The sequence below is a fragment of the Nitratireductor sp. L15S-10 genome, assembly GCF_045011005.1.
Lineage (GTDB): Bacteria > Pseudomonadota > Alphaproteobacteria > Rhizobiales > Rhizobiaceae > Nitratireductor.
In genome coordinates, this window is record NZ_CP120674.1 from 533,556 (window position 1) to 546,062 (window position 12,507).

A 12,507-nucleotide genomic window follows, 5' to 3' on the forward strand; every position below is an offset into this window, starting at 1 on the left:
AATGCTCGACTGGGGGTGGCGGCCATGAGTGGTGAAAGCACGCTCAAGGGGGCGATCGAGCGCCTGAGCAAGGCGCTGTCTTCGCTGGAGGATGCGGTTGAGGCACGCTTGGAACGGGACCGCGCGGTTGCGGATTCCGATGCCGAACTGCAGCGCATGAACGCGGACCGCGCGCGTCTCGCTCAGGAGATCGACAAATCCGAGGCACGCGCCAAGCGTCTCGAAGAGGTGAACCGCGAAGTCTCGCGGCGTTTGGTCACGGCCATGGAGACCATCCGTGCCGTGCTGGATCGGTAGGGCGGGCCATGGCACAGGTTACAGTCACGATCGACGGCAAGTCCTATCGCATGGCGTGCGATGAGGGACAGGAAGAGCATCTTGTCAATCTTGCGCAGCGCTTCGACCGATACATCACGCATCTGAAAGATTCTTTCGGTGAGATCGGAGACCACCGGCTGGCAGTCATGGCCGGGATCATGGTGATGGACGAGCTCTCGGAACTGCAGAAGCGGATGCGCACCATGGAAGGAGAGGTCGCGACGCTTCGCAAGACGCGGGATGAAGCCCTCAACCAGTCCGGCAAGAACGACGCGGCCGTGACCGGCGCGCTCAACGATCTCGCCACGCGCATGGAAAGTCTTGCCGGAAAGCTTGCCGGAAAGCCGTAAAACGGCGCATAAGCCTGTTTTTCCGAACGACTTAGTGGCAAATCAGGCAGATGAACAGGCAGAAGACAAGCGATACCCGCATTCAGCTCGCCATTGTCGGGGCGGCGCAGGGCTTGCGTGGAGAGGTGCGCGTTAAGACGTTCACCGCCGATCCCCTGGCTATTGGAGATTATGGGCCGCTGAGCACGGAGGATGGACGCACGCTGACCGTTCTCAATGTGAGGCCGGCAAAGAACGTGGTCGTGGTGCGCTTTGCAGAGATTGGCGACCGCACCTCCGCCGAGGCGCTGAACGGAACCGCGCTGTATGTCGAGCGCGAAGCGTTGCCGGATGATCTTGAGGAAGAGGAATTTTATCACGCCGATCTGATCGGGCTCGCGGTTGTTGATGGCGAGGGAGAGCGGGTCGGCAAGGTGCGAGCGCTGCACAATTTCGGGGGAGGTGACATTCTCGAGGTTCTGCTGGCCGAAGGTGGCTCGGCGATGGTTCCATTCACCCGCGCGGCCGTGCCTCATGTCCGTGTATCAAAGGGTCAGGTCGAGATCGACCGTGTCGCGGCCGGTCTGGTAGAGGACGAGGATCCCGAGATGCCGCGCGAGGGGGAGGGAGAGAGCACGTGACGTTCCGCGCGACGATCCTCACGCTTTATCCCGAAATGTTTCCGGGCCCGCTTGATGTTTCTCTGGCGGGAAAGGCGCGTGAGGCGGGGAAGTGGTCTCTGGAGACGGTCCAGATACGCCACTTCGCGACGACGAAACACCGTAATGTGGATGACACACCCGCTGGCGGGGGTGCGGGTATGGTGATGCGCGCCGACGTGCTTGCACGCGCGATCGACCATGCCGCGCCGCCGGCAGATCCAAGGCCGCGCCTTCTGATGAGCCCGCGCGGCCGGCCGCTCGATCAGCAGCGGGTGCGTGAACTGGCTGCCGGGCCCGGCGCGGTCATTCTTTGCGGTCGTTTTGAGGGGGTCGATCAGCGCGTGATCGAGGGGCGAGCCCTGGAAGAGATCTCTGTCGGCGACTATGTGCTTTCGGGCGGTGAACCGGCTGCTCTGGTTATGCTCGATGCGGTGATCCGTCTTCTGCCAGGCGTCATGGGCAATGATGCGTCGGGCGAGGAGGAGAGCTTTGAAGGTGGGCTTCTGGAACACCCGCAATATACGCGCCCGCAGCTTTTCGAGGAAATGCCCATCCCGGAAGTCCTGCTTTCCGGCAACCATGCGAAGATCGCCAGATGGCGCCGCGGCGAGGCGGAAAGGCTGACGCGTGAGCGCCGCCCGGATCTCTGGAAACGTTATGAAAACGGCAATTGAGACGTCTCTCATGTTGATTCCGGCAGGAATGTCGTGTATGTGCCCCGCACGTAAACGGCCAAGGCCGGTTTGGATCTAACCAAAGAACACGTGAATTCGCTCCTGTTCCTCCTTGCGGAGGGCACTCTTCAGGCGGTGTTGAAACTGCCACTGGGATGAGCGCTCTGACGGTTCGCGAAGAACAAGAGGACACAGAGATGGACATTATCCGTCAGCTCGAGGCCGAGCAGGCCGAGAAGATTGCTGCACAGCGTCAGCTTCCCGAATTCCAGCCCGGCGACACGGTTCGCGTTCTGGTGCGCATCACCGAAGGCACGCGCACCCGCGTCCAGGCCTATGAGGGTGTCTGCATTGCCCGTTCCGGCTCCGGCTTCCAGGAAAACTTCACCGTCCGCAAGATTTCTTACGGCGAAGGCGTCGAGCGTGTTTTCCCGGTCTACTCTCCGCTCGTTGAGGGCGTCGAGGTGGTCCGCCGCGGCAAGGTTCGCCGCGCGAAGCTCTATTACCTGCGTGATCGCCGCGGCAAATCGGCTCGCATCACCGAGAACACCGGCGTGCGCGCACGCCGCCTGAATGATGCCGTGCGTCAGGCCGCTGCCGAAGAGAAAGCCCGCATTGAGGCGGAGAAGGTTGCCGCTGCCGAGGCGCTCGCGGCGGAAAAGGCTGCTGAAGAGGCTGCCAAGGCGCAGGAAGCTGCTGCCGCCGAGAACAACGCCGAATAGTCTCATTCGGCATCGAAATTCCTCAAAAGGCGCGCTTCGGCGCGCCTTTTTTGCATTTGACGGTCCCGCTGCCACAGTTTGAAATCGTCTTGGCTCTTTTACTCGAAATCGCTCTGCTTTAAGGAAAAGCAATCACCCGGCCGAGCATCGGCCTGCCACAGGGAGATTGGTTATGACGTTGCGCACGTCCCTTCTGGCTGCGTCCTTCGCGGCCTCAGTTTTCGCGGTCTCTGGTTTTTCTGCCTATGCGAACGATCTACCGGACCTTCAGGGCCGCGAAGTTGTCGTGGTCACCGAAAACGCGTACCCGCCACTGCAGTTCATAGATCCCAACTCCGGTGAGCAGGTCGGCTGGGAATATGATGCCGTGAACGAGATCGCCAGGAGGCTCAACATCAACGTCACCTACCAGAATACGAGTTGGGACGCGATGATCCAGTCTGTCTCCGATGGCCAGTACGATATGGGCATGACCGGTATCACCATTCGGGACGACCGCAAGGAGAAGGTGGATTTCTCCGATCCCTATATGCGCTCGGAAATGTACATGCTCGTGCGCAGCGACGAAACGAATTTCACCGACGCGAAAAGCTTCGCTGCCTATGAAGATGGTCTCGTTGGGGCTCAGCCGGGCACCTCGCCCTTCTACACCGCGGTCTATGAGGTGCTCGATGGCGACGAGGCCAATCCGCGCATAAAGCTGTTTGAGACTTTTGGCGCTTCCGTGCAGGCGCTGCGTGCGGGCGATGTGGACGTGGTTTTGACCGACAGCACGGGTGGGCAGGGCTATGTGGACGCGTCGAACGGTGCGCTGAAGCTTCTCGGCGAGCCGCTTGGCTCGGAAGATTTCGGTTTTATTTTCGCCAGGGGCTCCGACCTTGTCGCGCCCGTCAACGCAGCCATCGCTTCGATGAAGGCAGATGGCAAGCTGGACGCGCTCAACAAGAAATGGTTTCTCGAATACAAGATGGGTGAATAAGGCGTGGCCGACCCGCGTTCCGCCGGCCTGACCGCCGGTCTTTCGAGAAGCATTCAGAGCTTGTGGCGGTGACGTCTTCCAGACCTTCTGCCAAGCGGGATTTTCCCTGGTGGCTGGTTGCCGCCGGGAGCATCGCGCTCGGCGTCGCTATTCTCATTGCCACCAGCGATCTCTATGCGCAGGTCTTCGCGATCGTCTCCAGAGGCATCGGCATCACGGTGTTCGTGACAGTTGTCGGATTTGCACTCGCGACGGCGGTTGGCCTCGGTATCGCGCTGATGAGCCTGTCTGGGTCGCTGGCGCTTCGGCAGATTGCGCGCTTCTATGTCGAGATCATTCGCGGTGTGCCCGTCCTCGTTCTCCTTTTCTGGATCGCCTTTGCCGGCGTGCCCATCGTCGTGACCGGCTGGAATGCCATGACGGCGACATTGCAGGAAGCCGGGGTTCTTGATGAGCTTAAGGTCCGCGACATCTCGCTTCTATGGCGCGCCATCATTGCACTCAGTATCGGTTACTCGGCCTTTATCGCCGAAGTGTTTCGTGCAGGCATCCAATCGGTGGACGAAGGCCAGGTGGAAGCGGCCAAGGCGCTCGGGCTTTCACGCTTACAGCGGTTTCGCCTGATCGTCCTGCCGCAGGCGATCCGCACCATCCTGCCGCCGCTTGGCAATGACTTTGTGGCGATGGTCAAGGACTCCTCCCTGGTCTCGGTGCTCGGCGTTGCCGACATCACCCAGATGGGCAAGATCTATGCTTCGGGCTCGTTCCGCTTCTTCGAGACCTACTCGATCGTCGCCTATATCTATCTCATTCTGACTGTTGGTCTGTCTCTTGCCCTTCGGGCGCTCGAACAGCGCATGCGCAAGAGCCAGGCCCGGCGTTAGATCCCGTGCCGGGATGTGGCCTGCAGCAATGGGCCGGAGCGGTCACAGGTGCGGCCGCTTCGGGGCTTAAACTGCCAATGGCCTATTCCGCAATGACGCGGCCCGGCAGCGAAAGATCACCGGAGGCAATGTCGTGAACGCCGGTAACGCAAAGTAGCGGCATCTTGCCTTGCGGGTGCACGCGCAGCTCGGCCGTTACCGCATCGAAGGCGACGTCGGCACCGTTGGCCATTGGCACGGTGATACGGACGGCGTTGCCGTCGAGACGCGGCGACATGCCGGGGCTGTCGAGTGCGATGGGCAGCATCGGTGCGGTTGACGGCAACGCATCGACGCCGGGAGAGACATCGCGCACCTTGTATCCGGCGCCACAGGCTTCGGCCTTTTCCAGTACTACCCAGTGTGAATGCCAGTCTGCGCCGTCATTGGCCGGATCGCCGTCGGCATTCTCGTCGAACAGCGGCGTGTCGTCGAAATCCGGATGGGCGGTGATGGCAAGCGCGAGAATGCCGGACGCTTTGTCGAAACCGACCGTCGCCGGGTCGAGACCGGTCGGCCAGACATAGGCGGCAACGCCTGCCCCCGGCAGATCGCCAGTCGCCGCCGGCTTTATGCTGCCCGCTTCGCCGGCGAGTTCCATCGAAAAGGTCATGAGCCGGTCGGTGGCCGTCGCGCCGGCACGACGAATATCAAAGGCTGGCTCGATAGCGGCATCGGCCGCGCTTTCAATTTCGTGCGCGGCAAGCGAGCCCGTCAGAAGGAACATGGTTGTAAGCGCGGCTCCGAACGCTGTCCGGGGGCTGAGAAACGTACACTTGCGATTGGGTGAGACGGTCATCGGATTTTCCTTTAGTATCGACTCGATACATAATTGCTAGCATGCGAATGAGGGGATTGCAATCATGGTGTCGACACAATACTTTTTCGCCATGAACGATTCCGACGCCTTGGCGATGATCGGGCGCCTTGCCCGCATCGTGACCCATGACGGCCATGCCGCCGGCTTGAAGCCTGCGCAATGGGAGGCCTTGCGCTATCTGGCGCGCGCCAATCGCTTTTCGCGCACGCCGGGGGCGTTGACGGCTTATCTGGGTGCTACGAAAGGCACGGTCTCGCAGACGCTGATGGCTCTCGAACGCGCCGGACTGATCCGTAAGTCCGCCGACCCCGCCGACCGGCGCTCGGTGCGGCTCGAATTGACGGAGGCGGCGCTATCCCTGCTGCCACGGGATGAAACCCTGCGGTTTGAAGCGGCGATGGAAACGATGAACGAGGAGGAGCGCCGGGCGCTCCGGATCGGGCTGTCGGCGCTGCTCAGTGCGCGTATCGCTGCCGATGGTGGCAGGCCATTCGGCCTGTGCCGTGAATGCCGTCATTTCCGCGAAGGTGAGCGCGGTCCGGGAAAGCATCTGTGTGGATTGCTGAAGGAACCACTCAGTGATGAGGATGCGACCCATATCTGCGTGGAGCATGAGGCAGCCTGAGCGGCAGTCGGCCGTGCCGTGGCGATTGCCGATCCCATGAAAGGCTGGTATTAGCCCTCTCATGGAAGCACTTTTTGGAAACCCGGCCTATAAGGGCTTTGTTCTGCAGGACGTCAAGCGCCTGCCGAGCCGCTTTTTTGCGCGGGTTTCCGGCTCGCTTCTGAGCCGACTGCCTTAGGCGGACACGCCAACCGGCTCGGCATTCCCATCCAGTCTATCGATCGGGAATGCAACGAGACACAAGATTAGCCGGCCAGCCTTCCATTTCGCTCCGCTAGGGATGAACAAAATGACCAAAGCACGCACGATCTACGACAAGATTTTCGACGACCATCTGGTCGATCAGCAGGACGACGGCACATGCCTGCTCTATATCGACCGGCATCTGGTGCACGAGGTGACCAGCCCGCAGGCCTTCGAGGGGCTCCGCATGGCCAGCCGCAATGTCCGTCATCCGGAAAAGACCCTCGCGGTGGTCGACCACAACGTTCCCACCTCGCCCGACCGCAAATTCGGCATCAAGAACCCCGAGAGCCGCATCCAGGTCGAAGCGCTGGCGAAGAATGCCGCCGACTTCGGCATTGAATATTACGACGCCAACGACGAACGTCAGGGCATTGTGCACATTGTCGGTCCCGAGCAGGGTTTCACCCTTCCGGGCATGACCATCGTCTGTGGCGACAGCCACACCTCCACGCATGGCGCGTTCGGTGCGCTGGCGCACGGTATCGGCACGTCCGAGGTCGAACATGTGCTTGCCACGCAGACTCTGATCCAGCGCCGCGCGAAGAACATGCTGATCGAGGTGGATGGTGCTCTGCCCGAAGGTGTGACTGCGAAAGACATCATCCTCGCCATCATCGGTGAGATCGGTACGGCTGGCGGCACCGGACACGTCATGGAGTATGCGGGGGAAGCGATCCGCGCGCTCTCCATGGAAGGCCGCATGACTGTCTGCAACATGTCCATCGAAGGCGGTGCCCGCGCCGGCCTCATTGCGCCGGATGAGACCACCTATGCCTATATCAAGGATCGCCCGCGCGCGCCGAAGGGCAAGGCCTGGGACATGGCGCTTGCCTATTGGGATTCCCTGCGGACCGACGAAGGCGCCGAGTATGATCGCGTCGTCAAGCTTGACGCCGCCAATCTGCCGCCCATCGTCACCTGGGGTTCCTCGCCCGAGGATGTCGTTTCCGTTACCGGTGTCGTGCCGAACCCGGATGACATCACCGAAGAGACCAAGCGCCTCTCCAAGAAGCGCGCGCTCGAGTATATGGGCCTCACGCCTGGCACGAAGATCACCGACATTGCCGTTGATCGTGTCTTCATCGGCTCCTGCACCAATGGCCGTATCGAGGATCTGCGCGAAGCTGCGAAGATTGCCGAGGGCCAGAAGGTCAAGGACGGTCTGAATGCCATGATCGTGCCGGGCTCCGGTCTCGTGAAGGCGCAGGCCGAGGCTGAAGGGCTGGACAAGATCTTCAAGGCTGCCGGTTTCGACTGGCGTGAGCCGGGTTGTTCCATGTGCCTTGCCATGAACGACGACCGCCTGAAGCCCGGGGAGCGCTGCGCGTCCACCTCGAACCGCAATTTCGAGGGGCGTCAGGGCTTCAAGGGCCGCACCCACCTGGTTTCACCGGCAATGGCTGCCGCTGCTGCCATTGCCGGGCATTTCGTGGATATCCGCGAGTGGCCGCGGCAGGGCTAAGCCCCGCCGCTTTCTAACTCATTTACAGTCAGGAATGGCTGTAAAAGGCACGCCGGCCTGCCGGAAAACATCCGACAGTTTCATCGTGCCGGTCAAAGGGACTAGCGGGGCGTCTGCGCTGGCGCGCAGAAAGCCCTGCAGGGTCGCGACGGCAGGATCCAGTGGGCCTGTCTTGCAGCCTCCCGTTACAGACACGCTGATCGACCCTTTCCCGCCGGTGGCGGTCGCTTCTCTCGCTTCCCGCGCCTTTCTCAGCGCTTCCTTGAATCGGCTGCGGTCGGTTGGCGCAATCATCGCCAGTTCGTAATGATCCGTGGTCTCGGACGCGTTCGAACTTTTCACGTCCTGTTGGACCTTGGCGATGTCGAGAATGAAGGTTTCATCGATCGCCCATTCCCTGCGTTCGCTGGGAAGCTGCATCACCAGCACGGCATCGCCTTTCTGCAGACGCAAATTCCCATTGATCTTGACGGCAATCCCGAGCGTGGCCGGATCGGCACTCAATGGATCAAAATTCTCTGCTCTGGCGGGGCCTGCCGCCAGGCTCAAGGTAAAAGCTGCCAGCGCACAGAGGGGGAGGGCGGTGCGTCCGATGGATTTTGGGGGAAACATGGAGATAGTCCTTTTGAAAAAGGTTGAAACAGGATAATTAATTATCGTAATACATTAATTAAATCAAGCAAGAGGTGATTTGATGCATGACGTGGCCGAATTGCGCCGTCTTGGGCGCCTGATGCAGCACATTGTCCTTGGTGTTGGCCTTCTGATCGCTCTTGCGGTTTGCTGGCTGGTGCTGAGTGCTGGCGGGGAGCCGGCTCGTTTCGAGGAGCTTGTTCGAAATGGTCTTTCTCTTTCCGGTCCGCTGACCTTTACGCCTTTGGCCGTGGGTGCCACGGTCGCGTTGATGGTTGTTCAGTTCGGGCTGCTCGCGGCTGCGCTTTATTGTGTCTGGCGGATGTTTGGTGCTTTTGCAGCAGAGGAGCCGCTGTCGGTTGAATCGGCCCATTGGCTGCGCCGAGCCAGCCTTGCATTCGTGGCCGTGGCGGGAGGAAGCATCCTGTTGCAGACATTGATGATCCTCGTTCTGACCCTTGGCAATCCACCTGGTCAGAAGGCCTTGTCGATAGGGTTCGGAAGTTCCGAGCTTCTGGCGCTTCTGATCGCCTGCGTCATGTATATGGCAGGGCGGCTCATGGCGGTGGCGGCAGAGGTGCGCGCTGAACAGCGCGACTTTGTGTGATCGCCATGCCGATAATCGTCAATCTCGATGTCATGCTGGCGCGCCGTAAGATGCGTTCCAAGGAACTGGCCGAGCAGATCGGCATCACTGAACAGAATGTCTCTCTGCTCAAATCGGGCAAGGTGCGCGGTGTCCGCTTCGAGACGCTCGAAAGGATATGCCGGGCGCTCGATTGTCAGCCCGGTGACATTCTTGAATATCAGCCGGACGTGGAAGAGAGCTGACAGGGCCCTCGCTGCGTCGGCTACCGGCCAATCTGTCGCGGCACATGCCGGCCTAGTTCAACGCCAGCGACCGGGTATCTGTAACAAGCCGGTAAGCGATCATCTGCTCCGGAGAGAGCACGTAGAGCGCACGCGGCGGGGTGTCGAGCGCATGCAGCCAAAGGGCCGGGTCGACACCCATTTCGTCCAGATGGCGGGAAATCCTTGCGGTCACCAGCTGGGCATCCGAAAGGGCCTGCCGAGGATCGAAGAGGCTCCCGGGGCTGTGGAACTGGTGCAAGGCGACGGTCGCATTGCGGCCGACATGGCGCTCCGTACCGCCAGCCAGAACCAGCGGACATGAGGAGGCGCAGGTCGCGCCGGCCTCAACCCGGGTCGCCAACCCCCGCTGGCGAATCAACCGCGCCATGGCCATGGCGTCGTTAAGCGCACCCCCCGGAGAATCGAGCGTGACAGTGGTGATCGGCAATGCCGATGCGGTCAGCACATCACGCAGACGGCTGGCGCTCCCCGGCTGGATCACGCCCTTGAGCGAAAGGACGCCGTTTCGTCCGGTCGTGAAAATGAGGCCGGACGCTGATGATGAAACCGGTCGTCGGGGCGGAGCGGTATCCTCCGCCGGGCGCTGCCATAGAGGATGTCTGTTTTCCGAGCCAGCAACAAGCTGCACGCGCTGCGCTGCATAATCCAATGCCATGCGCAAGCTTGCCTGAAGGCCACCCTGCCGATCGGTCAGTTCACGCAACTCCATCCCGAGAACAACCGCTGCGCCAATCGCCGCGCCGACCACGGCGGCACGCAGCACGGACCCGTTAACGGGCGTTATTGCCCGCTTGATCGCGAATGCCCAGTCTGCGGTCGCCGTGCGTTGATAGTTCATGGGTCGCGGTCAGTCGCAGGGTGAAACAAGCACCGGGAGCTCGCCCTCGGACAGGCCGTACATATAGCTGCGGCCCTTGATCAGGGCCCCGGCGCTGCACGGTGCGGCGCGGCGCAGATAGAGCTTCCCGCCGCTGCGTTCCAGATAGGCGGTCTGGCGCGGCGCTTCGATGCCAAGCGCGCGGTAATCGTCGGCCAGGTGCCCCTTGCCGACCAGGATACGTTTGAAGCCGGCGCGGCTGTGGATCACCAGATTGCCATAGGCATCCGCGTAAACCCGGCCACCGCCTGCATCATGAAAACCCCCGGCCACAGCCGGGACAGTGATCGCTGCGACCGCAAGGGCCGCTGCCACGAATAGAGGTCGTAAAGGCATGCGCCATCGCTCCTTGAATCCTCGTGGCCTCCTCATTCTCCGTACATTAATCCTTTCTTAACCTTTGTCACGCGGAGCATGTTTTATGAACATGCCGATTGACAGACGTGGTTAATTTCGGGGAAGGGTGCTCCATGGGCGAGAATCATCAGATCGATATCAATCCGCTGCGTCTCAGGGATGCGCATGCTCTGGCGCCCCTGCTGGCAGCCTACACCCAGTCGCTGAAGCGCGGTGCGCCGCGTCGTCCCGACGAATACTACGCCGAAACGCTGTTGCAGGATCGCGCCGTGGAGGTGGTCGGTGCCAGTCTCGACGGCGTCCTGGTCGGGTTCGCGCTGTTCTACGATCTGCCGGATCCGGTTTCCGGCATGCGTCATGGCCTGGTCGACCATCTCTTCGTACATCACGATCACCGCCGCAAGGGTATCGGCAAGGCACTGGTCGATGTTATTGCCGATCAGGCCGAAGAGCGCGGCTGGGCGCGCCTGGCGCTCAATGCGCCGCGCCAGCCGGAAGAAGGGCGCAAGCTTTACGAGGCGATGGCGGCCCCGGCAGACTGGACTACACATGTCATCCGTTTTGAGCAGTCCAGCGAACGTATGCCGGCTTCAGATCCGCAATAGAGGCTTTCGAATGACGTTTTCAGGACTGCCTTCATGGCGGACGTGCCAGTTCGGCATGCTCGGTTTCCTGCTCACCGCATCTGTGCCTGGGTTGGCTGGTTGTGTCGCGCCATCCTCTCAGGAGGCGAACAAGGCCACCGGACTTGCTTTTTCAGGACCGGTCAAGCTGGCCTGCGATGACGGTATGGAGATGACGATTTCCCCGAGGCGTGGCGGTATATCCGTGGTCAGCCCTCGGGGGCTGGAGCTGGATTTGCCGGCGTCGCCGCCGGGGCAAAGCGTCCGCTACGGCGAGTCGCTTTACGCTGTTGTGATCGAGGGTAGCGAGGCGCTGTGGATGGTTAGCGGCAAGGTGCCAATTACCTGTCGCAGATAGAAGGGCTGCTGTGTCGACAGGCAAAAAAATGCCTTCAATCGTTTGAAGTCGCACAATGCTGGTCGTCCTGCGCGCGCGCTGCAATATATTCGGCCAAAGGATTGCTTTTGCGGCTTTGACGCACTGCAAAAACCGCATTAGAAAGCCACAGCCGCAGGGCGCGAGTTCGGGACCCGATGTCGCTCTCGCAACAGCCACCCCGCCGCGCCGGTATCGAATTGGGGAAGCCATGAGCAAAACCGCAACTGTAAAGGCAAGGCCGCTTTCGCCTCACCTTCAAGTCTATCGCCTCATTCCGACAATGCTTATGTCGATCGTCCACCGCATCACCGGTGGCGCGCTTTATTTCGGCATGGTGCTTTTCGTCATCTGGCTTGCCGCCGCTAGCGGCTCGAAGGAAACCTTCGACACCGTCAACGGCATCTACGGGTCCTGGTTCGGCCGTCTCGTCCTGCTCGGCTTCACCTGGGCCATGATCCATCACCTGGTCGGCGGGCTTCGCCATCTCGTCTGGGACACGGGGCGCGGCCTTGAAAAGACGACGGCCACGAAAATGGCCAAGGCCACTATCGCCGTCTCCATCGTGCTGACCATCCTGGTCTGGATCATCGGCTATGCCGTCCGTGGAGGGTTTTGATCATGAGCGACATGCGCACACCGCTCAACCGCGTTCGCGGTCTCGGTTCGGCCAAGGAAGGCACGGATCACTTCTGGCGTCAGCGCCTCACGGCCATCGCCAACATTCCGCTTGTCATCTTCTTCATCGGCTTCGTCATCGCCAACAATGGCGCTTCCTATGAAGAGGTTCGCGCGGCCATCGCCAATCCGGTCGTCACCGTGCTTCTGGCCTTCGCCGTCCTGTCGGTGCTCTACCACATGAAACTCGGCATGCAGGTCATCATTGAGGACTACGTCCACGGCGAGGGCGGCAAGGTCGCGCTCCTGATCGGCAACATCTTCTTCACACTCATTCTGGGCGTCGTTTCTCTCCTCGCCCTCGTCAAGATCGCCCTCGGAGGCTGAACC

At 61.0% G+C, this 12,507-nt stretch carries 19 protein-coding genes; 15 read left to right on the top strand and 4 right to left on the bottom strand.

Annotated elements, in window-relative coordinates; genetic code table 11:
* Positions 1-24: 24 nt before the first annotated feature.
* The 7 genes from P2W41_RS02615 to P2W41_RS02645 all read left to right on the top strand — a co-directional run bounded on the left by P2W41_RS02615 (position 25) and on the right by P2W41_RS02645 (position 4,568).
* Positions 25-297, top strand: a complete 273-nt coding sequence (locus P2W41_RS02615; RefSeq protein ID WP_292898067.1) for a DUF4164 domain-containing protein — start codon at positions 25-27, stop codon at positions 295-297.
* A gap of 8 nt (positions 298-305) precedes the next feature.
* On the top strand, positions 306-668 hold the full coding sequence (locus P2W41_RS02620) for a cell division protein ZapA (RefSeq protein ID WP_229449616.1): 363 nt from the start codon (positions 306-308) through the stop codon (positions 666-668).
* Between the two features lie 50 nt (positions 669-718).
* Positions 719-1,288: a ribosome maturation factor RimM gene (gene rimM / locus P2W41_RS02625; protein ID WP_292898066.1), complete on the top strand. Its 570-nt coding sequence runs from the start codon at positions 719-721 to the stop codon at positions 1,286-1,288.
* The gene (gene trmD, locus P2W41_RS02630) at positions 1,285-1,983 is read left to right on the top strand and encodes a tRNA (guanosine(37)-N1)-methyltransferase TrmD (protein ID WP_404934227.1); all 699 of its coding nucleotides are present in this window, start codon (positions 1,285-1,287) and stop codon (positions 1,981-1,983) included. Before rimM ends, trmD begins: the two co-directional genes overlap by 4 nt.
* Before the next feature lie 197 nt (positions 1,984-2,180).
* The gene (gene rplS, locus P2W41_RS02635; RefSeq protein WP_292898064.1) at positions 2,181-2,705 is read left to right on the top strand and encodes a 50S ribosomal protein L19; all 525 of its coding nucleotides are present in this window, start codon (positions 2,181-2,183) and stop codon (positions 2,703-2,705) included.
* 172 nt (positions 2,706-2,877) lie between these two features.
* Positions 2,878-3,684 (top strand): transporter substrate-binding domain-containing protein, encoded by an 807-nt coding sequence (locus P2W41_RS02640; protein WP_404934228.1) that lies wholly within the window; start codon positions 2,878-2,880, stop codon positions 3,682-3,684.
* Between the two features lie 68 nt (positions 3,685-3,752).
* Positions 3,753-4,568 (top strand): amino acid ABC transporter permease, encoded by an 816-nt coding sequence (locus tag P2W41_RS02645; RefSeq protein ID WP_404934229.1) that lies wholly within the window; start codon positions 3,753-3,755, stop codon positions 4,566-4,568.
* Between the two features lie 82 nt (positions 4,569-4,650).
* Here P2W41_RS02645 and P2W41_RS02650 read toward each other — a convergent pair whose 3' ends face one another.
* Positions 4,651-5,334: a hypothetical protein gene (locus P2W41_RS02650; RefSeq protein ID WP_404934230.1), complete on the bottom strand. Its 684-nt coding sequence runs from the start codon at positions 5,332-5,334 to the stop codon at positions 4,651-4,653.
* Positions 5,335-5,470: 136 nt separating this feature from the next.
* Between P2W41_RS02650 and P2W41_RS02655 the strand changes: the two genes are divergently transcribed.
* Positions 5,471-6,052 (top strand): MarR family winged helix-turn-helix transcriptional regulator, encoded by a 582-nt coding sequence (locus P2W41_RS02655; protein ID WP_292898060.1) that lies wholly within the window; start codon positions 5,471-5,473, stop codon positions 6,050-6,052.
* Between the two features lie 289 nt (positions 6,053-6,341).
* The gene (gene leuC / locus P2W41_RS02660) at positions 6,342-7,760 is read left to right on the top strand and encodes a 3-isopropylmalate dehydratase large subunit (RefSeq protein ID WP_292898059.1); all 1,419 of its coding nucleotides are present in this window, start codon (positions 6,342-6,344) and stop codon (positions 7,758-7,760) included.
* An 18-nt stretch (positions 7,761-7,778) separates the two neighbouring features.
* On the opposite strand, the gene P2W41_RS02665 is transcribed toward leuC, so the two are convergent.
* On the bottom strand, positions 7,779-8,372 hold the full coding sequence (locus tag P2W41_RS02665) for a hypothetical protein (RefSeq protein WP_404934231.1): 594 nt from the start codon (positions 8,370-8,372) through the stop codon (positions 7,779-7,781).
* Between the two features lie 82 nt (positions 8,373-8,454).
* Here P2W41_RS02665 and P2W41_RS02670 point away from each other — a divergent pair, with 82 nt between their 5' ends.
* A complete protein-coding gene (locus tag P2W41_RS02670) occupies positions 8,455-9,000 on the top strand; it encodes a DUF2975 domain-containing protein (RefSeq protein WP_292898057.1) in 546 nt (181 codons plus the stop codon).
* A 5-nt stretch (positions 9,001-9,005) separates the two neighbouring features.
* Positions 9,006-9,224: a helix-turn-helix domain-containing protein gene (locus tag P2W41_RS02675; protein ID WP_404934232.1), complete on the top strand. Its 219-nt coding sequence runs from the start codon at positions 9,006-9,008 to the stop codon at positions 9,222-9,224.
* A 52-nt stretch (positions 9,225-9,276) separates the two neighbouring features.
* On the opposite strand, the gene P2W41_RS02680 is transcribed toward P2W41_RS02675, so the two are convergent.
* Both P2W41_RS02680 and P2W41_RS02685 read right to left on the bottom strand, forming a co-directional pair.
* Positions 9,277-10,104: a hypothetical protein gene (locus P2W41_RS02680; protein ID WP_404934233.1), complete on the bottom strand. Its 828-nt coding sequence runs from the start codon at positions 10,102-10,104 to the stop codon at positions 9,277-9,279.
* Between the two features lie 9 nt (positions 10,105-10,113).
* Positions 10,114-10,479, bottom strand: a complete 366-nt coding sequence (locus P2W41_RS02685) for a hypothetical protein (protein ID WP_404934234.1) — start codon at positions 10,477-10,479, stop codon at positions 10,114-10,116.
* Positions 10,480-10,613: 134 nt separating this feature from the next.
* Between P2W41_RS02685 and P2W41_RS02690 the strand changes: the two genes are divergently transcribed.
* The 4 genes from P2W41_RS02690 (at position 10,614) to sdhD (ending at position 12,504) form a co-directional block, all read left to right on the top strand.
* Entirely contained in the window at positions 10,614-11,105 is a 492-nt protein-coding gene (locus P2W41_RS02690) for a GNAT family N-acetyltransferase (RefSeq protein ID WP_404934235.1), read from the top strand.
* 10 nt (positions 11,106-11,115) lie between these two features.
* Positions 11,116-11,481 carry a hypothetical protein gene (locus P2W41_RS02695; RefSeq protein WP_292898052.1) on the top strand — a complete coding sequence of 122 codons (366 nt, stop codon included), beginning with the start codon at positions 11,116-11,118 and terminating at the stop codon, positions 11,479-11,481.
* A 229-nt stretch (positions 11,482-11,710) separates the two neighbouring features.
* The gene (gene sdhC / locus P2W41_RS02700; RefSeq protein WP_292898051.1) at positions 11,711-12,118 is read left to right on the top strand and encodes a succinate dehydrogenase, cytochrome b556 subunit; all 408 of its coding nucleotides are present in this window, start codon (positions 11,711-11,713) and stop codon (positions 12,116-12,118) included.
* A 2-nt stretch (positions 12,119-12,120) separates the two neighbouring features.
* The gene (gene sdhD, locus P2W41_RS02705; protein ID WP_292898050.1) at positions 12,121-12,504 is read left to right on the top strand and encodes a succinate dehydrogenase, hydrophobic membrane anchor protein; all 384 of its coding nucleotides are present in this window, start codon (positions 12,121-12,123) and stop codon (positions 12,502-12,504) included.
* The last annotated feature ends 3 nt before the right edge of the window (positions 12,505-12,507 follow it).

What these genes read in the sequence shown, in the direction of transcription:
- P2W41_RS02615 (WP_292898067.1), top strand. Translation starts at nt 25, where the DNA reads ATGAGTGGTGAAAGCACGCTCAAGGGGGCGATCGAGCGCCTGAGCAAG.
- P2W41_RS02620 (WP_229449616.1), top strand. Translation starts at nt 306, where the DNA reads ATGGCACAGGTTACAGTCACGATCGACGGCAAGTCCTATCGCATGGCG.
- rimM (WP_292898066.1), top strand. Translation starts at nt 719, where the DNA reads ATGAACAGGCAGAAGACAAGCGATACCCGCATTCAGCTCGCCATTGTC.
- rplS (WP_292898064.1), top strand. Translation starts at nt 2,181, where the DNA reads ATGGACATTATCCGTCAGCTCGAGGCCGAGCAGGCCGAGAAGATTGCT.
- P2W41_RS02640 (WP_404934228.1), top strand. Translation starts at nt 2,878, where the DNA reads ATGACGTTGCGCACGTCCCTTCTGGCTGCGTCCTTCGCGGCCTCAGTT.
- P2W41_RS02650 (WP_404934230.1), bottom strand. Translation starts at nt 5,334, where the DNA reads ATGTTCCTTCTGACGGGCTCGCTTGCCGCGCACGAAATTGAAAGCGCG.
- P2W41_RS02655 (WP_292898060.1), top strand. Translation starts at nt 5,471, where the DNA reads ATGGTGTCGACACAATACTTTTTCGCCATGAACGATTCCGACGCCTTG.
- leuC (WP_292898059.1), top strand. Translation starts at nt 6,342, where the DNA reads ATGACCAAAGCACGCACGATCTACGACAAGATTTTCGACGACCATCTG.
- P2W41_RS02665 (WP_404934231.1), bottom strand. Translation starts at nt 8,372, where the DNA reads ATGTTTCCCCCAAAATCCATCGGACGCACCGCCCTCCCCCTCTGTGCG.
- P2W41_RS02670 (WP_292898057.1), top strand. Translation starts at nt 8,455, where the DNA reads ATGCATGACGTGGCCGAATTGCGCCGTCTTGGGCGCCTGATGCAGCAC.
- P2W41_RS02675 (WP_404934232.1), top strand. Translation starts at nt 9,006, where the DNA reads ATGCCGATAATCGTCAATCTCGATGTCATGCTGGCGCGCCGTAAGATG.
- P2W41_RS02680 (WP_404934233.1), bottom strand. Translation starts at nt 10,104, where the DNA reads ATGAACTATCAACGCACGGCGACCGCAGACTGGGCATTCGCGATCAAG.
- P2W41_RS02685 (WP_404934234.1), bottom strand. Translation starts at nt 10,479, where the DNA reads ATGCCTTTACGACCTCTATTCGTGGCAGCGGCCCTTGCGGTCGCAGCG.
- P2W41_RS02690 (WP_404934235.1), top strand. Translation starts at nt 10,614, where the DNA reads ATGGGCGAGAATCATCAGATCGATATCAATCCGCTGCGTCTCAGGGAT.
- P2W41_RS02695 (WP_292898052.1), top strand. Translation starts at nt 11,116, where the DNA reads ATGACGTTTTCAGGACTGCCTTCATGGCGGACGTGCCAGTTCGGCATG.
- sdhC (WP_292898051.1), top strand. Translation starts at nt 11,711, where the DNA reads ATGAGCAAAACCGCAACTGTAAAGGCAAGGCCGCTTTCGCCTCACCTT.
- sdhD (WP_292898050.1), top strand. Translation starts at nt 12,121, where the DNA reads ATGAGCGACATGCGCACACCGCTCAACCGCGTTCGCGGTCTCGGTTCG.